This is a genomic window from Pseudomonas sp. LH1G9 (assembly GCF_002949975.1).
In the GTDB taxonomy this organism is placed as follows: Bacteria; Pseudomonadota; Gammaproteobacteria; order Pseudomonadales; family Pseudomonadaceae; genus Aquipseudomonas; species Aquipseudomonas veronii.
In genome coordinates, this window is sequence record NZ_CP026880.1 from 5,719,727 (window position 1) to 5,738,707 (window position 18,981).

Annotated in this window: 22 protein-coding genes; 9 read left to right on the plus strand and 13 right to left on the minus strand. The window is 62.9% G+C overall.

Features of this window, described 5'->3' with window-relative positions; genetic code table 11:
* Positions 1-30 precede the first annotated feature (30 nt).
* The gene (locus C5F70_RS26425) at positions 31-885 is read left to right on the plus strand and encodes a sulfurtransferase (RefSeq protein ID WP_104904295.1); all 855 of its coding nucleotides are present in this window, start codon (positions 31-33) and stop codon (positions 883-885) included.
* 27 nt (positions 886-912) lie between these two features.
* Here the strand turns inward: C5F70_RS26425 and C5F70_RS26430 are convergent, their stop codons facing one another.
* The 4 genes from C5F70_RS26430 to C5F70_RS26445 form a co-directional block, all read right to left on the minus strand.
* Positions 913-1,908 (minus strand): hydrolase, encoded by a 996-nt coding sequence (locus C5F70_RS26430; protein WP_017845027.1) that lies wholly within the window; start codon positions 1,906-1,908, stop codon positions 913-915.
* A 62-nt stretch (positions 1,909-1,970) separates the two neighbouring features.
* Positions 1,971-2,588, minus strand: coding sequence for a 16S rRNA (guanine(966)-N(2))-methyltransferase RsmD (gene rsmD, locus C5F70_RS26435; protein ID WP_104904296.1), 618 nt, complete (start codon positions 2,586-2,588; stop codon positions 1,971-1,973).
* Positions 2,588-4,078 (minus strand): pitrilysin family protein, encoded by a 1,491-nt coding sequence (locus tag C5F70_RS26440; protein ID WP_017845025.1) that lies wholly within the window; start codon positions 4,076-4,078, stop codon positions 2,588-2,590. Before C5F70_RS26440 ends, rsmD begins: the two co-directional genes overlap by 1 nt.
* Positions 4,071-5,426 (minus strand): pitrilysin family protein, encoded by a 1,356-nt coding sequence (locus C5F70_RS26445; protein ID WP_017845024.1) that lies wholly within the window; start codon positions 5,424-5,426, stop codon positions 4,071-4,073. The genes C5F70_RS26440 and C5F70_RS26445 overlap by 8 nt, the downstream gene beginning before the upstream one ends.
* Positions 5,427-5,767: 341 nt before the next feature.
* Between C5F70_RS26445 and ftsY the strand changes: the two genes are divergently transcribed.
* From ftsY to rpoH, 4 genes are all read left to right on the plus strand, one after another.
* A complete protein-coding gene (ftsY, locus tag C5F70_RS26450) occupies positions 5,768-7,072 on the plus strand; it encodes a signal recognition particle-docking protein FtsY (RefSeq protein WP_079444873.1) in 1,305 nt (434 codons plus the stop codon).
* The gene (gene ftsE / locus C5F70_RS26455) at positions 7,069-7,740 is read left to right on the plus strand and encodes a cell division ATP-binding protein FtsE (protein WP_017476533.1); all 672 of its coding nucleotides are present in this window, start codon (positions 7,069-7,071) and stop codon (positions 7,738-7,740) included. Before ftsY ends, ftsE begins: the two co-directional genes overlap by 4 nt.
* The gene (gene ftsX / locus C5F70_RS26460; RefSeq protein WP_104904297.1) at positions 7,737-8,759 is read left to right on the plus strand and encodes a permease-like cell division protein FtsX; all 1,023 of its coding nucleotides are present in this window, start codon (positions 7,737-7,739) and stop codon (positions 8,757-8,759) included. Before ftsE ends, ftsX begins: the two co-directional genes overlap by 4 nt.
* Before the next feature lie 129 nt (positions 8,760-8,888).
* A complete protein-coding gene (rpoH, locus tag C5F70_RS26465; protein WP_017845020.1) occupies positions 8,889-9,743 on the plus strand; it encodes an RNA polymerase sigma factor RpoH in 855 nt (284 codons plus the stop codon).
* A 124-nt stretch (positions 9,744-9,867) separates the two neighbouring features.
* On the opposite strand, the gene mtgA is transcribed toward rpoH, so the two are convergent.
* On the minus strand, positions 9,868-10,590 hold the full coding sequence (gene mtgA, locus C5F70_RS26470; protein WP_017845019.1) for a monofunctional biosynthetic peptidoglycan transglycosylase: 723 nt from the start codon (positions 10,588-10,590) through the stop codon (positions 9,868-9,870).
* A 74-nt stretch (positions 10,591-10,664) separates the two neighbouring features.
* On the opposite strand from mtgA, the gene C5F70_RS26475 reads away from it, so the two are divergent.
* The 4 genes from C5F70_RS26475 (at position 10,665) to trmB (ending at position 12,926) form a co-directional block, all read left to right on the plus strand.
* Complete coding sequence (locus C5F70_RS26475; protein ID WP_017845018.1) at positions 10,665-11,045, plus strand: DUF423 domain-containing protein; 381 nt, start codon at positions 10,665-10,667, stop codon at positions 11,043-11,045.
* An 85-nt stretch (positions 11,046-11,130) separates the two neighbouring features.
* The gene (thiS, locus tag C5F70_RS26480; RefSeq protein ID WP_008434168.1) at positions 11,131-11,331 is read left to right on the plus strand and encodes a sulfur carrier protein ThiS; all 201 of its coding nucleotides are present in this window, start codon (positions 11,131-11,133) and stop codon (positions 11,329-11,331) included.
* Positions 11,332-11,396: 65 nt separating this feature from the next.
* Positions 11,397-12,191 carry a thiazole synthase gene (locus C5F70_RS26485; protein ID WP_017845016.1) on the plus strand — a complete coding sequence of 265 codons (795 nt, stop codon included), beginning with the start codon at positions 11,397-11,399 and terminating at the stop codon, positions 12,189-12,191.
* Between the two features lie 9 nt (positions 12,192-12,200).
* A complete protein-coding gene (trmB, locus tag C5F70_RS26490) occupies positions 12,201-12,926 on the plus strand; it encodes a tRNA (guanosine(46)-N7)-methyltransferase TrmB (RefSeq protein ID WP_017845015.1) in 726 nt (241 codons plus the stop codon).
* Between the two features lie 143 nt (positions 12,927-13,069).
* Here trmB and C5F70_RS26495 read toward each other — a convergent pair whose 3' ends face one another.
* The 8 genes from C5F70_RS26495 to proC all read right to left on the minus strand — a co-directional run bounded on the left by C5F70_RS26495 (position 13,070) and on the right by proC (position 18,978).
* Positions 13,070-13,393 (minus strand): DUF3392 domain-containing protein, encoded by a 324-nt coding sequence (locus tag C5F70_RS26495; RefSeq protein WP_003176691.1) that lies wholly within the window; start codon positions 13,391-13,393, stop codon positions 13,070-13,072.
* A gap of 19 nt (positions 13,394-13,412) precedes the next feature.
* On the minus strand, positions 13,413-14,615 hold the full coding sequence (gene hemW, locus C5F70_RS26500) for a radical SAM family heme chaperone HemW (RefSeq protein ID WP_104904298.1): 1,203 nt from the start codon (positions 14,613-14,615) through the stop codon (positions 13,413-13,415).
* Entirely contained in the window at positions 14,612-15,208 is a 597-nt protein-coding gene (gene rdgB / locus C5F70_RS26505; protein WP_026139793.1) for an RdgB/HAM1 family non-canonical purine NTP pyrophosphatase, read from the minus strand. Before rdgB ends, hemW begins: the two co-directional genes overlap by 4 nt.
* A complete protein-coding gene (locus C5F70_RS26510; RefSeq protein WP_046381756.1) occupies positions 15,205-15,639 on the minus strand; it encodes a DUF4426 domain-containing protein in 435 nt (144 codons plus the stop codon). The genes rdgB and C5F70_RS26510 overlap by 4 nt, the downstream gene beginning before the upstream one ends.
* Before the next feature lie 21 nt (positions 15,640-15,660).
* Positions 15,661-16,281: a methionine biosynthesis protein MetW gene (metW, locus tag C5F70_RS26515; RefSeq protein ID WP_017845011.1), complete on the minus strand. Its 621-nt coding sequence runs from the start codon at positions 16,279-16,281 to the stop codon at positions 15,661-15,663.
* 7 nt (positions 16,282-16,288) lie between these two features.
* Positions 16,289-17,428: a homoserine O-acetyltransferase gene (locus C5F70_RS26520; RefSeq protein WP_046381757.1), complete on the minus strand. Its 1,140-nt coding sequence runs from the start codon at positions 17,426-17,428 to the stop codon at positions 16,289-16,291.
* 104 nt (positions 17,429-17,532) lie between these two features.
* The gene (locus C5F70_RS26525; protein WP_046381758.1) at positions 17,533-18,120 is read right to left on the minus strand and encodes a YggT family protein; all 588 of its coding nucleotides are present in this window, start codon (positions 18,118-18,120) and stop codon (positions 17,533-17,535) included.
* A gap of 39 nt (positions 18,121-18,159) precedes the next feature.
* Positions 18,160-18,978 (minus strand): pyrroline-5-carboxylate reductase, encoded by an 819-nt coding sequence (gene proC / locus C5F70_RS26530; RefSeq protein ID WP_104904299.1) that lies wholly within the window; start codon positions 18,976-18,978, stop codon positions 18,160-18,162.
* Positions 18,979-18,981 lie beyond the last annotated feature (3 nt).

Genomic DNA, 18,981 nt, shown 5'->3' on the forward strand with positions numbered 1-18,981 from the left:
CTTTCCCGAATTTGTTCACAGGAGTCTGTCATGCCACTTGCCCAACTGATCAGCCCCCAGCAACTGGCCGAGCGCCAACAGCGCGGCGCTCTGGTGATACTTGACTGCCGCTTTGCCCTGGAAGACCCGGACTACGGAATGTGCAGCTACGCCGAAGGGCATATCGAAGGCGCGCAATATGCTGACCTGGAGCGCCATCTCAGTGGGCCGGTGACCAAGGGCGTGACCGGGCGTCACCCGTTGCCACAGGCGCAGACGCTCGCCGAGCAACTGCGTGCCTGGGGCATCAATGCCGATACCGATGTGGTGCTCTACGACGACGGCCCGGGTGTTTATGCCGCCCGCACCTGGTGGTCGCTGGCGTGGCTGGGCAAGCGTGATGGCGTGTTTATCCTGGACGGTGGCTTGAAGGCCTGGCACGCGGCCGGCTTCCCGTTAAGCCTGGATGCGCCGGTGATCGAGCGCGGCACCTTTGTCGGCGCGCCGGACAATCGCCTGCTACTGGATGCCAAGCAGCTGCAAAAACGCCTGGGCCAACCGGGCCTGACCCTGATCGACGCCCGCGCCCAGCCGCGCTTTCGCGGCGATGTCGAGCCTATCGACCCGATTGCCGGGCACATTCCCGGCGCGCAATGTGCGGCGTTCACCGAAAACCTGGGCAGCGATGGGCGTTTCCTGCCGGCCGAGCAGCTCAAGCAGCGCTTCGCCGCCCAGTTGCAAGGCCGTTCGCCGGATGAACTGGTGGCGTATTGCGGTTCGGGCGTGACGGCGTGCCATAACCTGTTCGCCCTGAGCCTGGCGGGTTACCCGTTGGGCAAGTTGTATGCGGGATCGTGGAGCGAGTGGATTACCGATCCGACGCGGGAAATCGCGACGGGCGACTGAGTCGTCCTGCGTGTAAACCCACCTTGTTTAACGGGGTTGTGTCAGCAGCCATTGCGGAATCCGCCGCTCCAGGTAGTAACCGGGGCGCTTCAGCGAACCGTCGACAAACCCCACATGCCCACCCTTGGCCAGCAATTCGAACTCGGTGCAATCCGACAACTCGCTGGCTTCGGGCAGGCTATGGGCGAAGACAAACGGGTCATCGGCCGCCTGGATGATCAGGGTCGGCGTGCGGATATCGCCCAGGTAGTAACGGCTCGACGCGCGGCGGTAATAGTCTTCGGCACTGAGAAAACCATGCAGCGGCGCGGTGACCCGGCCGTCGAAGTCCCAGAACGTGTGCATCTTCTCCAGAGACCCGAGTGCCTCCAGGGCCTTGAGCCCTTCAGCACGACCATCCTGTAAAAAGCGGCTTTGTTTGACACGGATATACGCCACCATCTCGCGCATGAAGTGCTTCTGGTACACCCGCGAAAAGCCCAGGCCGATGCGATCGGCGCACTGATCCAGACGAAACGGCACCGACACCGCCGCCGCGCCTTGCAGCCCCGAATTCGCGCCGGTTTCGCCCAAATGCTTGAGCAGCACGTTGCCCCCCAGGGAATAACCCACCGCATACAACGGCGCCAACGGCCGCTTGGCGCGCAGATGGGCAATCGCCGCCGCCAGGTCTTCGCTGGCGCCCGAGTGGTAGCTGCGCGCCAACAGGTTCGGCTCGCCCGAGCATCCGCGCCAGTTCAAGGCCGCACTGGCCCAGCCCAGGGCGGCGAGGGCTTTTTGCAGGCCGGCCACGTAAGGCGAGTTGGACGAACCGGTCAGCCCATGCAGTACCAGCACCAACGGCGCTTGCGCGTCATGGGGGCCATGCCAGTCGAGGTCAAGAAAGTCGCCGTCGTCCAGCCACAGGCGTTCGCGTGGGCGTTCGAGGTGCGTGGTCGGGCGCCACAGCGGCCCCCACAACGTTTGCAGATGAGGGTTGCCGAGGCCGAAGGCGGGTTTGAACAGGTCTGAAGAGGGGGTCATGACACTCTCTGTGGCACGCGGACTCACTGTGGCGAGCGAGCTTGCTCGCCACAAAAGCCCGTTCAGGCCGAGGGCTGTACCGAACGTTGCCACAATGCGTAATACACCCGCCCGGATTTCTGTTCCCGGTGCAGGCGCCAGCTGCCGGGCAGGCCCAGGCTGGATGGCGCGCTTTCGCTTTCAGTGTAGATCCACGAGTCCGGCGCCAGCCATTGGCGCTCTTCCAGCAACGCGCACACGGTCGGCAGCAGGTTCTGGTTGAACGGCGGGTCGAGGAACACCACGTCGTATTCGCTGGCGGCCTGGGTTTCCAGGTAGCGCAGCGCGTCGGCGGTCTGCACCTGGCCGTTGGTGCAACGCAGGGTGCCCAGGTGTTCCTTGAGGCTGGACACCGCCACATTGCTGGCATCCAGCGCCTGTGCCTGGGCCGCGCCACGGGACAGCGCCTCGAGGAACAGCGCGCCGCTGCCGGCAAACGGGTCGAGTACCTTGGCCCCGGCGATGTAGGGTGCCAGCCAGTTGAACAGGGTTTCACGCACGCGATCCGGCGTTGGGCGCAGGCCCACGACGTCGGGGAAGCTGAGCTTGCGGCTGCCCCATTCACCGCCAATGATGCGCAGTTGGCCCACACTGTTATGCACGTTGTGGACAGGTTTTTTCGGGCGAGATGAACTGGCCATTAATGCTCCGGAACCCCGAGCGGCTGCTCGGCAGGTTTATCAGTGGGGGGCGGTAGTGGCTTTTGCGCAGTCGTCGGGCCGGCGGTCACGATGACCATCTTGTCGGCGCTCAGGTGTTTGTTCAAAGCCGCTTTGACCTGTTCTACGGTCAGGGCCTGGGATTGTTTCATGAAATCTTCCAGATAGCTCAGCGGCAGGTTGTAGAAACCCATGGCGCCCAGCTGCCCGACGATATCGGCGTTGCTCGCGGTGGACAGCGGGAAGCTGCCGCTCAGCTCGCGCTTGGCGTCATCCAGCTCCTTTTGCGTCGGGCCGGTCTTGAGGTAGTCGGCCAGCACGTCTTCCACCAGGCGCAGGGTGCCGCCGCTCATTTCCGCGCGGGTCTGCAGGTTGATCATGAACGGACCGCGCACTTGCATCGGCGAGAAACCGGAGTAGACGCCGTAGGTCAGGCCGCGCTTCTCGCGCACTTCACTCATTAAGCGGGTGCCGAAGCCCCCGCCGCCGAGGATCTGGTTGCCCAGGGACAGGGCGGCGTAGTCCGGGTCGGCGCGATCGATGCCCAGTTGCGCGAACAGCAGGTGCGTCTGCTTGGACGGGAACTCGATATGGCTCAAACCGGCCTTGGGCTCAGTCGGCTGGGCGATCTTCGCCAGGGCCGGGCCTTTGGGCAGCGAGGCCGAGACCTTGGCGGTCATGGCTTCGGCCTCGGCGCGGGTCAGGTCGCCCACCACGGCAATCACAGCGTTACCCGCGGCATACGCCTTGGCGTGGAATGCCTGCAACTGTGCCTGGGTGATTTTCGGAACGCTCTCGGCCGTGCCTTCGCTCGGGTGAGCATACGGGTGGTCGCCGTACAGGCGCTTGAACAGCTCCAGGCTCGCCAGTTTGCCGGGGTTCTGCTTCTGATACTCAAAGCCGGCGAGGATCTGGTTCTTGATGCGCGCCAGGGAGTCGGCGGGGAAGGTCGGTTTGCCGATCACCTGGTCAAACAGCGCCAGGGCGGCGTCGCGCTTGTCGCTGTCGCTCAGGCCGCGCAGGGACACCAGCGCCATGTCGCGGTAAGCGCCATTGCCGAAGTCCGCGCCGAGGCCTTCAAAGCCGCTGGCGATCTGGCTCACATTCTTGCCCGGCACGCCTTCGTTGAGCATGGCGTTGGTCATCAGCGCCACGCCGGGGACGTTGCCGTCCTGGCTGCTGCCGGCGGCGAACAGGATACGCATGTCGAACATCGGCAGTTCGTGGGCTTCGACGAACAGCACCTTGGCGCCTTCGGCGGTGTTCCAGGTCTGCACGTCGAGCTTGCGGTTGGTCGGCGCCTTGCCGTCCAGTTCCGCCAGGGATTGCAGTGTGTGGGTCGACTGGGCTTTTTCCAGCGCCGGGCTGGCGACGGATTCGCTTGGGCGCAGGAAATACACCGCGCTCGCCGCGATCAGGGTGACGGCGATCAGGCCGGGCAGGATCAGGCGGCTGCTTTTGCGATCACTCATGAGCGGTCTCCTCAGGCAGGACATGGGCGACGCTGAGACGTTCGCGGGTGAAATAGGTACGTGCGGCCTTCTGGATATCGTCCGGGGTCACGCTTTGCAGGTCGGCCAGTTCGGTGTCCATCAGTTTCCAGGACAGGCCGACGGTTTCCAGGGAACCGATGGCGGTCGCCTGGCTGGTGATCGAGTCGCGCTGGTAGACCAGGCCGGCAATGACCTGGGCACGGATACGCTCCAGCTCCTCGGCGGTCGGCGGCTTGGCTTTGAGTTCTTCCAGCAAGCGCCACAGGCCGGCTTCGGCTTGTGCGATGGTCTTTTTCTTCTGCTGGTTCGGTGTGGCGCTCAGGGTGAACAGGCTGTCACCGCGGGTGTAGGCGTCGTAGTTGGTGGAGGCGGAGGAGACCAGCTCTTCACCGCGTTCGAGCCGTTCAGAAATGCGCGCGCTGTAGCCGCCGTCGAGCAGGGCCGAGATCAGGCGCAGGGCTTGTACCGAGCGTTTGTCTGGCGCGGTGGCCAGGCCGGGCACGTTGAAGCCCAGGATCACGCTCGGCAGTTGGGTCTGCACATGCATCGTCAGCAGGCGCTCGCCGGGCTCGGCCAGTTCCAGCGGGATCTTCGCCGGAGGCACGTCACGCTTGGGGATCGGACCGAAATAGCGTTGGGCCAGGTTCTTCACCTCGTCCGGGGTCACGTCGCCGACCACCACCAGGGTGGCGTTGTTCGGCACGTACCAGGACTGGTACCAGTGGCGCAGTTCTTCGACCTTCATGCGGTCGAGGTCGGCCATCCAGCCGATGGTCGGCGTGTGGTAGCCGCTGGCCGGGAAGGCCATGGCCTTGAAGCGCTCGAAGGCCTTGGACATCGGGTTGTCGTCGGTGCGCAGGCGGCGTTCTTCCTTGATGACTTCGATTTCGCGGCTGAACTCGTCGGCCGGCAGGCGCAGGCTGGCCATGCGGTCGGCTTCGAGTTCGAAGGCGACACCCAGGCGGTCACGCGCCAGCACTTGGTAGTAGGCGGTGTAGTCGTCGCTGGTGAAGGCGTTCTCTTCGGCGCCCAGGTCGCGCAGGATCAGCGAGGCTTCGCCGGGGCCGACCTTGGAGCTGCCCTTGAACATCATGTGTTCCAGGGCGTGGGACAAACCGGTCTGGCCCGGGGTTTCGTAGCTCGAACCGACTTTGTACCAGACCTGGGAAACCACCACCGGCGCGCGATGGTCTTCGCGCACGACCACTTTGAGGCCGTTATCCAGGGTGAATTCATGGGTGGGTTGTGGGTCGGCAGCCAAGGCTGAGAGGGGCAGACAAACTGTGCTGAGCAGCAGGCCTGCGGCGCGGCGGGCTAGAGCATTCATTCGTTTTTAAACCTGTTGGGCTGCCCGCTTGGTCTTAGCGTCGGCGGGCGAGGAGGTGCTAGGATACTGATCCGATTTGGGGACGGCCACTGCGGCAGTCATCTTGTTCCGGACCCAGTCGTAGGAATATTGAAGTAGAGGGTGATTTTCCCCGACAATCTTCATCTTTTCGCCGATGTTATCGCTTCAATTCCATATTGAATCGATTTGTTGAGGCCTGTATTTACGCCTTACAAAATGTTGCGCATGAACGAGCGAGCGTTAAAGCAGTCTGTTCTGCATCGAATTTTTATTTACCGAGGCGCCCTTGGCGCGTCGCTACCTTGAGATAGCCGTCCTCCATGTTTGGTTCCAACGACGACAAGAAGAGTCCAGCTGCGGCTGGCGAGAAAAAAGGCCTGTTCGGATGGCTGCGCAAAAAGCCGCAGGAAACCGTCGTCGAACAGCCGCAGGTTCAATCTGAGCCGACCCCTGAGCCCTTGGTAGGCGCCGAACCGACCGCGCCGGTGGCGCAAGCCGAGCCTGAGCACAAACCGTGGCTGGCACTGCCGGTGGCCGAAGAGCCCGTGGCATTGGTCGAAGATGTGCAGGCCGAGCATGTGACGCCGCCGATTCCGCAGGTTGAGCCGGTGGCGGTCGAGCCGACTCCCGCACCTGTTGTGGCCGCGGCGCCCGCAGTGATCGCGCCGTCGCCCGTGGTTGCCGCCGAACCGAGCAAAACCGGGTTCTTCGCCCGCCTCAAGCAAGGCCTGAGCAAAACCAGCGCGACCATCGGCGAAGGCATGGCCAGCCTGTTCCTGGGCCGGAAGACCATCGATGACGAACTGCTGGAAGACATCGAAACCCGTCTGCTGACCGCCGACGTGGGCGTCGAAGCCACCGCCGTGATCATCCAGAGCCTGACCCAGAAGGTCGCGCGCAAGCAGTTGACCGACGCCGATGCGCTGTACAAATCCCTGCAGGCCGAGCTGGCCGCGATGCTCAAGCCGGTCGAAGCGCCGTTGGTGATTACTCCGAAGAAGCCGTTCGTGATCCTGGTAGTCGGCGTCAACGGCGCCGGCAAGACCACCACCATCGGCAAACTGGCCAAGAAGCTGCAGTTGGAAGGCAAGAAAGTCATGCTCGCCGCCGGCGACACCTTCCGCGCCGCCGCCGTCGAGCAGTTGCAGGTCTGGGGCGAGCGCAACAAGATCCCAGTCATCGCCCAGCACACCGGCGCCGATTCCGCTTCGGTGATCTTCGATGCCGTGCAAGCCGCCAAGGCCCGCAACATTGATGTGCTGATCGCCGATACCGCCGGTCGTCTGCACACCAAAGACAACCTGATGGAAGAGCTGAAGAAAGTGCGCCGCGTGATCGGCAAGCTCGACGGCGAGGCTCCGCACGAGGTGCTGCTGGTGCTTGACGCCGGTACTGGCCAGAACGCCATCAGCCAGGCCAAACAATTCCACCAGACGGTGCAACTGACCGGCCTGGCATTGACTAAGCTCGACGGCACGGCCAAGGGCGGCGTGATCTTCGCCCTGGCCAAGCAGTTCGGGTTGCCGATTCGGTATATCGGCGTCGGTGAAGGTATCGACGACCTGCGCACCTTTGAAGCCGAACCCTTTGTCCAGGCACTGTTTGCCGAGCGGGAGCGTTCATGATTCGATTCGAACAGGTCGGTAAACGCTATGCCAATGGGCATGTCGGCTTGCATGAGCTGAGTTTTCGAGTGCGTCGCGGCGAATTCTTGTTTGTCACCGGCCATTCGGGTGCCGGCAAAAGTACCCTGTTGCGCCTGCTGCTGGCCATGGAACGCCCGACCACCGGCAAGCTGCTGCTGGCCGGCCAGGATCTGGCCACCATCAGCAATGCGCAGATTCCGTTCCTGCGCCGCCAGATCGGCGTGGTGTTCCAGAACCACCAGTTGCTGTTCGATCGCACGGTGTTCAATAACATTGCGTTGCCGTTGCAGATCCTTGGGCTGTCCAAGGCCGAAATCATCAAGCGCGTGGACTCGGCGCTGGAGCGCGTGGCGTTGTCGGACAAGACCGACCTCTACCCCGGCGACCTGTCCACCGGCCAGCAACAGCGCGTCGGCATCGCCCGCGCCATCGTCCACCGCCCGGCCTTGCTGCTGGCGGACGAACCCACCGGTAACCTCGACCCGCGCCTGGCGGCCGAGATCATGGGCGTGTTCGAAGACATCAACCGCCTGGGCACCAGCGTGCTGATCGCCAGTCACGACCTGGCACTGATCGCGCGCATGCGCCATCGCATGCTGACCCTGCAACGCGGTCGCCTGATCGGCGACGGGGAGGCTGGCGTATGAGTGCGACACGCAGCCCCAAGGTTTCCGAGCGCGTGGCGCCGAAACCGGCCGACCCGCAACCGAAAAAGAAAAAAAACGACGAAGACGACGGCCCGGATTTCGCCACGCTGCTGCGTGCCTGGATCGAAAGCCATCGTGCCAGCCTGCTCGACAGCCTGCGTCGCCTGGGCAAGCAGCCGATCGGCAGCTTTTTCACCTGCCTGGTGATGGCCGTGGCCTTGAGCCTGCCCATGGGCTTGTCGCTGCTGCTTAATAATGTGGAGCGCCTGGGCGGTTCCTGGCAGCGCGCCGCGCAGATTTCGCTGTACCTGAACCTGGATGCCAGCGCCAAAGACGGCGAGGCCCTGCGCGAAGAGATCAAGAACCTGCCGGGCGTGGCGGATGCCGAGTACATCAGCCGCGATCAGGCCCTCGAGGAATTCCAGCAACAGTCCGGCCTGGGCGAGGCGCTCAAGGAGCTGCCGCAGAACCCGCTGCCGGGCGTGGTGCTGGTGACGCCGAATGAAGTCGACAAACCGGCCCTGGAAGCCCTGCGACAAAAACTCGCAGAGATGCCCAAGGTGCAACAGGCGCAACTTGATCTAGTCTGGGTAGAGCGCCTGGCGGCGATCCTCAAGCTGGGCGACCGCTTTGTGTTCGGCCTGACGGTGTTGTTGGTGTCTGCATTACTTTTGGTGATAGGTAATACCATTCGTCTTCATATTGAAAACCGTCGCACCGAGATAGAAGTGATTAAACTGGTCGGCGGCACGGACAGCTATGTGCGTCGTCCTTTTCTGTACATGGGCGCGCTTTATGGCTTCGGTGCGGGGATTTTGTCCTGGGGCTTGTTGGCGTTCGGCCTGGACTGGCTGAACGACGCGGTCATCGGGCTGGCCGGCTTGTACGGCAGTGATTTCGCCCTGGCCGGGGTGCCGGTCGCCGATGGTCTGTCGCTCTTGCTTGGCGCGGTCTTGTTGGGGTATATCGGTGCGTGGATTGCGGTCGCACGGCATTTACGTGAGCTGGCACCGAAGTAGTTAATGTCAGATTAATGTGGTTTCGTTTGTATTGACCGTATCAGTGGTTTAGGGAACTTGTCCTACGGTTCCCGGTCAATTTTCGCAGTGCTGAACTGCACGAGTTATGTGAGTCGGAGGTTTTTTCGTATGACCACTTCTTTGCAACCTGTTTATGCCTTGGTCCCGGGTGCGAACCTGGAGGCCTATGTGCACACGGTCAACAGCATTCCATTGCTGACACCGGAGCAGGAGCGTGAACTGGCCGAGAGTCTCTACTATGAGCAGGATTTGGGGGCGGCTCGGCAGATGGTGCTCGCCCACCTGCGTTTTGTCGTACATATCGCCCGTAGCTATAGCGGCTACGGCCTGGCCCAGGCTGACCTGATCCAGGAAGGCAACGTCGGCCTGATGAAGGCAGTGAAGCGCTTCAACCCGGAAATGGGTGTGCGCCTGGTGTCGTTCGCTGTTCACTGGATCAAGGCGGAAATCCACGAGTTCATCCTGCGCAACTGGCGCATCGTGAAAGTCGCGACCACCAAGGCCCAGCGCAAGCTGTTCTTCAACCTGCGCAGCCAGAAAAAACGCCTGGCGTGGCTGAACAACGAAGAAGTCCACCGCGTGGCCGAAAGCCTCGGTGTGGAGCCGCGTGAAGTGCGCGAGATGGAAAGCCGCCTGACCGGCCATGACATGGCCTTCGACCCGGCCGCCGAAGCGGACGACGACAGCGCCTTCCAATCGCCGGCCAACTACCTGGAAGACCACCGGTACGACCCGGCGCGTCAACTGGAAGACGCCGACTGGAGCGACAACTCCAACCACAACCTGCACGAAGCGCTGGAAGTGCTGGACGACCGCAGCCGTGACATCCTCTACCAGCGCTGGCTGGCCGAAGAAAAAGCCACGCTGCACGACCTGGCGCAGAAGTACAACGTGTCGGCTGAGCGGATTCGTCAGCTTGAGAAAAGCGCGATGAACAAGCTGAAGCTGTCGATCGCCGCTTAAAACTGTGGGAGGGGCGGTGCGACGATTCGACTTGCCCCCGATAGCTGAGTGTCAGTCGACATCAAGGTGACTGATCCATTGCTATCGGGGGCAAGCCCCCTCCCACATTTATTTCTGTGTTGTGTCAGTCGGACCAAGGCGCCTTGCGCGAATTGTTCAACTCAACCAGATAGCCATCCCCACCCAGCTGGCTCATCTGCTGGCGAATCCATGCCGCCCGCCGTGCCACATAGGCCGTTGGATGGCTGGCGCTCCATACCCGAGGATTGGGTAGCACCGCCGCCAGATAGCTGGCCTGCTGCCGAGAAAGCGCCTTGGCACTCACCCCGAAGTGATGCTGCGCCGCCGCTTGCGCACCGAACACCCCTTCATCCCATTCCACGCTGTTGAGGTACACCTCAAGGATCCGCTGCTTGGGCCACAGCACCTCGATCAGACCGGTAAACCAGGCCTCCAGGCCCTTGCGCAGATAACTGCGGCCGGACCACAGGAACAGGTTCTTCGATACCTGCTGGCTCAGCGTACTGGCGCCGCGGATCGAGCCGCCGCGCTCGTTGTGCAGGAGCGCCGCCTGGATCGCGCCGAAATCGAAGCCCCAATGTTGTGGGAAACGCTGGTCTTCACCCGCCATCACCGCCACTTTGAGGTCGTTGGAGATCTCATCCCACGGCACCCATGTGCGCTGCAGGTCAATCGGTTCGCCGTCAAACCAGGATTCGATCTTGCGCTCCACCATCAGCGCCGTGAACGGCGGCGGTACGACACGAAACAGCAGCACCAGCAACACGCTGCCGATGGCAAACCATTTCACGGCTTTGAGAAAACGATTGAAGAGGACACGCAGCATAGAGATGGCTTGGCCGAACCCGTTGAGCGGGCCATTATACAGACCCTGCCCAATGAGTCTGACTGGAGTTCCTCATGCTGCGTGGCTTTCTGATGCTGGCTGCTTTTTTCGGCTTCACCGGTGTCGCCCTCGGTGCGTTCGCCGCCCACGGCTTGAAAAACCGCCTGAGCGCCGAGTACCTGGCGATTTTTCATACCGGCGTGACCTACCAACTGGTCCACACCCTGGCGCTGTTCGGCGTGGCGTTGCTCGCGGCGCACCTGCCTGGCCGCCTGGTCACGTGGGCGGGCGTGTCGTTCGTCGTCGGCATCCTGCTGTTCTCCGGCAGCCTGTACGTGCTGACGATGACTGGCATCAGCAAGCTCGGCATCATCACGCCGTTCGGTGGCCTGGCGTTTCTGCTCGGTTGGTTCCTCCTGGGGCTGGCGGCGTGGCGCTTGCAGCAGGCGGCCTGAAGCGCGCTGCTGATCAAAGGGTCTTGGGCCAGCTACGCCAATCGGGCTAGAATGCTTGCCCCTAAAAACGATGGCGGCCCATGGCATGCGCATTCAGTTGAACGGCGAACCCTTTGAACTGCCCGACGGCGAAACCGTTGCGGCCCTGCTGACCCGTCTGGACCTGACCGGGCGTCGCGTCGCAGTGGAGCTCAACCAGGATATCGTCCCGCGTAGCCAACACGTCGAGACTGCGCTCACCGAAGGTGACCAGGTCGAAGTGGTCCACGCCATCGGCGGCGGCTAGTCGTCCGGCGCCCAGGCGCGCCACCCCGGATTCTGCAGAACCTCACCCCACTTCGAGGATTTCCCATGAGCATCGTTCGTAGCGACAAGCCCTTCGTCCTGGCCGGTCGTACCTACCAGTCCCGTCTGCTGGTAGGCACCGGCAAGTATCGCGATATGGAAGAAACCCGCCTGGCCATCGAAGCCTCGGGCGCCGAGATCGTGACCGTGGCCGTGCGCCGCACCAACATCGGCCAGAACCCGGGCGAACCGAACCTGCTGGATATCCTGCCGCCGGACCGCTACACCATCCTGCCGAACACCGCCGGCTGCTACGACGCCATCGAAGCCGTGCGGACCTGCCGCCTGGCCCGTGAGCTGCTCGACGGCCACAACCTGGTGAAGCTGGAAGTGCTGGCCGACCAGAAAACCCTGTTCCCCAACGTGATCGAAACTCTCAAGGCCGCCGAAACCCTGGTCAAGGAAGGCTTCGACGTGATGGTCTACACCAGCGATGACCCGATCATCGCCCGCCAACTGGCCGAAATCGGCTGCATCGCCGTGATGCCGCTGGCCGGCCTGATCGGCACCGGCCTTGGGATCTGCAACCCGTACAACCTGCAGATCATCCTCGAAGAAGCCAAGATCCCGGTGCTGGTGGATGCGGGCGTGGGCACTGCCTCCGACGCGACCATCGCCATGGAGCTGGGCTGCGAAGCGGTGCTGATGAATTCGGCCATCGCCAATGCCCAACAGCCGATCATGATGGCCGAAGCCATGAAACACGCCATCGTCGCGGGCCGCCTGGCCTACCTCGCCGGGCGCATGCCGAAAAAACTCTACGCCAGCGCCTCCTCGCCGCTGGATGGTCTGATCAAGTAAGAGCCATTGATGACTGAATCAAACGAAACGCCGAACACCGTGGAACAGGGCGACGAGTCCAAGCACCGCCGCATCAAGAGCTTTGTGATGCGCGCCGGTCGCATGACCGAAGGCCAGCAAAAGGGCCTGGAGCAAGGCACGCCGCTGTTCGTCCTGCCCCTGGCCGACGCGCCGGTGGACTATGACCAAGTGTTCGGCCGTTCGGCCCCGCGCTCCCTGGAAATCGGCTTCGGTATGGGCCACTCCCTGCTGGAAATGGCCGCCGCCGCGCCGGAACAGGATTTCATCGGTGTGGAAGTCCATCGCCCGGGTGTCGGCGCGCTGCTCAATGGCGTGCTGACCCAGGGTTTGACCAACCTGCGGGTCTACGACTGCGACGCGATTGAAGTGCTCAACCGCTGCATCGCCGACAACAGCCTCGATCGCCTGATGCTGTTCTTCCCCGATCCATGGCACAAAAGCCGTCACCACAAGCGCCGCATCGTCCAGGCGTCTTTCGCGGAGCTGGTGCGCAGCAAGCTGAAAGTCGGCGGTATCTTGCACATGGCCACCGACTGGGAGCCCTATGCGGAATACATGCTGGAAGTGATGAACGTCGCCCCTGGCTACCGCAACCTGGCCGAAGACGGCAAATGCGTACCACGCCCGGCCGAGCGCCCGATCACCAAGTTCGAACGCCGCGGCGAGCGGTTGGGGCATGGGGTGTGGGATTTGAAGTTCGAGAAAGTCGACTGATCAGCCAGTAACTTGGAATGCGGTCAAAAAATGTGGGAGGGGGCTTGCCCCCGATAGCGGTGGGTCAGTCATAGAGTGGTTGACTGACACTCTGATATCGGGGGCAAGCCCCCTCCCACATTGGTTTTGTGTTGGGTTTGGGATCAGCGGCGGTCGGCGACGACGCCGATCAATACCAGCACCACCACCAATACCGGCGCCAGGCTGTAGTTATTGAACTGGCTCAGCCCCCGCACAATCCACGGCGTGGCGTAGATCAGCGCCGCGCCGCTGCCGATCATGCACAGCAGGGCCATCAACGGCACGCGCAAGGCGCCGGCGATGCTGCCGAGGCGGGCTTCGACCCAGCCTTTGATATCGGCGCCGAACAGCACCAACAGGCAGCCGACGAGGGCCAGGGAGATTTCCGACAGGTTGCTGCGGCTCCAGCGGGATACGGTGGCGAGCAGGTCGAGTACCAAATCCATTCGATTTCCTTAAGAGCGATCAGCTCAAAAACTTCTGCAACAGGTCATTGAGAAAGAGTTGCCCGCGGTCAGTCGCCGCCAGGCGTGACGGTTCGACCTGCATTAAGCCACTTTGTTCTGCCTCGGTGCGGCCTTGCGCGAGGCTTGCCAGCGCCAGCCCGGTGCGTTCGGCGTAGAGCTTGGCGTCGACGCCTTCGGTGAGGCGCAGGGCGTTCATCAGGAAGTCGAACGGCAGCTCTTCGTTGGTCAGCGCGTTCGTGCCGGCCAGGAAGCTTTTGGCCGGGTTGAGGTAGTCCTTCGGTGCGCGGGTCTTCCAGGTGCGGACGATGCGCCCGTCCGGGTGGCTGAGCTTGCCATGGGCGCCGGCACCGATGCCGATGAAGTCGCCGAAGCTCCAGTAGTTGAGGTTATGTCGCGCCGCTCGCCCCGGTTGCGCATAGGCCGATACTTCATATTGCGCGTAACCGTGTTCGGCCAGCAGCGCCTGGCCGGCTTCCTGGATATCCCACAGGGTGTCGTCTTCCGGCAGCGTCGGCGGCTGGTTCCAGAATACGGTGTTGGGCTCCAGGGTCAGTTGGTACCACGACAAATGGGTCGGTTTGAGCGCGATGGCCTGGCGCAGGTCGCTCAGGGCGTCGTCCAGGGACTGATCGGGCAAGCCATGCATCAGGTCCAGGTTGAAATTGTCGAACCCGGCCTGGCGCGCCATGCCGGCGGCGCGCACGGCTTCATCGCCGTTGTGGATACGGCCCAGGGCCGCGAGTTTTTCCTGCTGGAAGCTCTGGATGCCGATGGACAGGCGATTGATCCCCAGCTTGCGGTACGCCACGAACTTCTCTTGCTCGAACGTTCCCGGGTTGGCTTCCAGGGTGATTTCGATGTCGTCGGCAAACGGGATGCGTGCTTCCACGCCCTTGAGCAGGCGGCCCAGCGCGGCGGCACTGAACAGGCTCGGCGTGCCGCCACCGAAGAAGATCGAACTCAGTTCCCTGCCATAAACCGCGTGCAGGTCCTGATCGAGGTCGGCCAGCAGCGCATCGACGTACTCTTCTTCCGGCAACACAGGGCTGGCGGTGTGGGAGTTGAAGTCGCAATAAGGGCATTTGCGCACGCACCACGGGATGTGGATGTACAGCGCCAGGGGCGGCAGGTGGGGCAGGGCCGCCCGTGGTGTTTGCGCGCCGCCGTGGATCAGCGGCTGCGCTGAGGTGTTCTGGGTCATTTCAAGCCCAGGCGCTGGCGCAGCAAAGCCATGGCGCGGGCGCGGTGGCTGATCTGGTTTTTGTCGGCCGGGCTCAGTTCGGCGCTGGAGACATCGCGCTCCGGCACCCAGAACAGCGGGTCGTAGCCAAACCCATGCGCGCCGCTGGCTGCATGCAGGATGCGCCCGTGCCACAGGCCTTCGCAGAGGATCGGCAACGGATCGTCGGCATGTCGCACCAGGGCCAGCACGCAGACGAACTGCGCGCCACGCTCGGCATCCGGCACGTCCTTGAGCACATCGAGCAGCTTGGCGTTGTTCGCCGCGTCGCCTTTGCCGTCGGCATAGCGCGCCGAATAGATACCGGGGGCGCCGCCGAGGAAGTCCACCGCCAGGCCCGAGTCGTCCGCCAGCGCCGGCAGGCCGGACAGGCGCGCGGCATTGCGCGCCTTGAGGATGGCGTTCTCGACGAACGACAGGCCCGTTTCTTCGGGCTCGACCTGGCTGAACTCGCCGATCGAGCGCAGTTGCACGGACTCGCCGAGCATGGCCTGGAGTTCTTTGAGTTTGCCGGCGTTATGGCTGGCCAGCACGAGTTGAGTCAGGTTCATCAGTCCGCCGGAAACAGTTCCTGGTTGAATTGGAAACCATGGGCCTTGCCGCCGGTTTCAACGTTGATGGTGAAAACCCGCACTTCCTGTTGCGGCACGTTGTAGGGCGCGAGGTAATAGATCGCACCTTTTTCGGTAATCTGCTTGAACGTCAGGATTTCGCTCCTGCCGCTCAGGTCTTTGATCGTGCCGGTCACTTGCGCGGCCACGGGCGTTACGCCCTTGATCACGGTCACGTTGATCAAACCCTTGTTCTTGCTGCGTACCACGCCGACAGCCTGGGCCGTATCGGGTTGCAGGAAGCTGGAGGTGAAGGTGTTGTAGTGTACGGTGATATCGCCAAATTCCTTCTGGCGCTTACTGTCGATGGCATCGGCGGCCATGGCGCTGACGCCCAGGCACGCGGTGAGTAGAAATACAGCCAGGCGTCTCATATTCGTCTTCCTCGAAAATAGTTAGACGGCGATCTTGTGGTCTGTCAGGCCCGGGCTGCTGACCCGGTAGATCCCGATTTCACCCAACAGGTTGGGCCATAGTTTACTCGCCCAGCCGTGGCGGTGCTGTTGATCGACGGCAAGGCGGTTGATCACCTTGGCTTCCCGCTCGCCACACAGGGCTTCGAAGTCTTCGAAGGTGCAAAAGTGGATGTTCGGCGTGTTGTACCACGTGTACGGCAGGAAATCCGACACCGGCATGCGGCCCTTGGTGGCCAGGTACCAGCGGCAGCGCCAGTGACCGAAGTTGGGGAAGGTGATGATGCACTGGCGGCCGACGCGCAGCATTTCGTCGAGGATGCGGTCCGGGTAATGCACCGCCTGCAGGGCCTGGGTCATCACCACGACGTCGAAGCTGTTGCTGGCAAAGTTGCCCAGGCCCTTGTCCAGGTCCTGCTCGATCACGTTGATGCCCTTGGCCACGCACTCGGCGATGTTGTCCGGGTCGTTTTCCAGGCCATAGCCGGTGACTTGCTTGTTGTCGCGCAGCCAGCTCAGCAGTTCGCCATTGCCGCAGCCAAGGTCGAGCACGCGGCTGCCGGCGGGTATCCAGTCTTGGATGATTTCCAGGTCGGCTCTCATGGCGTTCTCACAGAGTTATGCGGTTCATGTAGTTACTGAACGCCTGCAGATAACGAGGAATCGGGATCAGGAAGGCGTCGTGGCCTTGCGGAGCATCGATTTCCAGGTAGCAGACGTCTTTCTTCGCCGCCATCAAGGCATCCACCAGTTCCCGCGAGCGGGCCGGCGAGAAGCGCCAGTCGGTGGTGAACGACATCACGCAGAACTTGGCCGACGCGCCCTCGAAGGTTTTCGCCAGGTCGTCGTCGAAGTTGGCGGCCGGGTCGAAGTAGTCCAGGGCCTTGGTCATCAGCAGGTAGGTGTTGGCGTCAAACCGCCCGGAGAACTCTTCGCCCTGATAACGCAGGTAGCTTTCCACCTGGAACTCGACACTGTGGAAGTCGTAGTTGAGTTTCTCGCTCTTGAGGCCGCGGCCGAATTTCTCGCCCATGGAATCGTCGGACAGGTAGGTGATATGCCCAACCATCCGCGCCAGCATCAAGCCGCGCTTGGGGATCACGCCGGCTTCCTGGAACGAGCCGCCGTGGAAGTCCGGATCGGTCAGGATCGCCTGGCGCGCCACTTCGTTGAAGGCGATGTTCTGCGCCGACAACTTGGGGGCCGAGGCGATGGCCAGGCAATGGCGCACGCGATCGGGGTAAGTGATGGTCCACTGCAGGGCCTGCATGCCGCCGAGGCTGCCGCCGATCACGGCGGCCCATTGCTGGATGCCCAGCCGGTCGGCCAGACGCGCCTGGCTGTGGACCCAGTCTTCCACGGTCAGCACCGGGAAGTCGGCGCCGAAAGGCTTGCCGGTTTCCGGGTTGAGGCTGCTGGGGCCGGTCGAGCCGTTGCAGCCGCCGAGGTTGTTCAGGCTGACCACAAAGAACTTGTTGGTATCGATGGGCTTGCCGGGGCCGATGCAGCTGTCCCACCAGCCGGGCTTGCGCTCGTCGACGCTGTGGAAGCCCGCGGCGTGATGATGGCCGGACAAGGCGTGGCAGATCAGCACGGCGTTGCTCGCCGTGGCGTTCAACTGGCCGTAGGTTTCATAGATCAGGTCGTAGGCTGGCAGCGAACGTCCGCAGGCCAGGGCCAGCGGTTCGCTGAAGTGCGCCATTTGGGGCACGACCAGTCCAACAGAATCGGGGGGAAAGGCAGCTGGCATCGACCCTGCTCTCGTTTAAATGAGGCGTAAGTCTAAAGACCGCTGCCCCTAGCGGCAAGCAAAGGCCGGAGGTTATCCGGCCCTGACACGCAAGCGGGGCCGAATCAGATCAGCCCGAATAGCTCTTTGGGCATGAATGCATAGAACGCCAGGCGCGGGATCACCCAGCTTTGCAGGAGCTGGATCGCGATAAACGCGAAGATCGGCGAGATGTCCAGACCGCCCAGGTTGGGGATCAACCGGCGGAACGGCGCCAGCACCGGTTCGGTGATCTGCGCGACCAGCTCGGCCCCAGGGCTGCGGCTGCCGGGTGCGACCCACGAGAGGATCACGCTGATGATCATCGACCAGAAGAGGATCTTCAAAAACAGCGAGAAAACCCCGATCAGCGCCCATGGCAGCAGCAGCAGGGTCAAGGCCTGGTAGCCGTTGAGCATCAGGATCACCGCGAACAGCAGGACCTGCAGCAGCAGCGCCAGCACCAGCGAGGACATGTCCAGCCCGAACAGGCTCGGGATCACCCGGCGCAGGGGCTTGAGCAGCGGCTGGGTGGCCTTCACCACGAACTGGCACAGCGGGTTGTAGAAGTTCGCCCGCACCAGTTGCAGGATAAAGCGCATCAGCACGATCAGCAGGTACAGGCTGCCCAGGGTCTGGATGATGAAAATGGCAGCGTCATTGATTCCGAGCATGTTCGATTCCTATCTAGTCCAGTTGCAGGTTGGGGACGACTATTTGCCCAGTTGCTCGGCCATCTCGGCCGAACGATGTGCCGCGGCACCCAGTGCTTTTTCCACCAGGGCTTCGAAGCCCCCGGCCTGGAACGATTCAATGGCGGCTTGCGTGGTGCCGCCGGGGGAGGTCACGCGGCGGCGCAGTTCGGCGGCATCCACGTCGCTGGTCACGGCCATCTGCGCGGCGCCCAGGGCGGTTTGCGCGGCCAGTTGCTCGGCGATGTCCCGGCTCAGGCCCAGTTTCACGCCGGCGGCGGTCATGGCTTCGATCAGCAGGAAGAAGTAGGCCGGGCCGCTGCCGGAGACGGCGGTCACCGCGTCCAGTTGCTCTTCCTGTTCCAGCCATAGGGCGATGCCCACGGCGGACAGCAGTTCCTGGGCCTGGTCGCGCTGTTCGGTGCTGACCTGGGCGGTGGCATACAAACCGCTCACGCCTTTGCGCAGCAGCGCCGGGGTGTTGGGCATGCAGCGCACGATGGGCTGGGCGCCGAGCCAGCGGTTCATGCTGGCGCAGGTGATGCCGGCGGCAATGGACACCACCAACTGGTGCGGCTGCAGGCTCGGGCGCAGGCTTTCGCACACGGCTTTCATGGCTTGCGGCTTGACCGCCAGCACGATCACGTCGACGCCCTGGATGGCCTCGGCGTTGTCGGCGAAGGTGTCGATACCGTGTTCGGCGCTGACGCGGGCGCGGGTTTCGGCGCCCGGATCGCTGGCGCGGATCTGTTGGGCTTGCAGGCCCTTGGCCCGCAGGCCGCCGATCAGGCTGGCCGCCATGTTGCCGGCGCCGATAAAGGCAATACGCGTGTTGCTCATGAC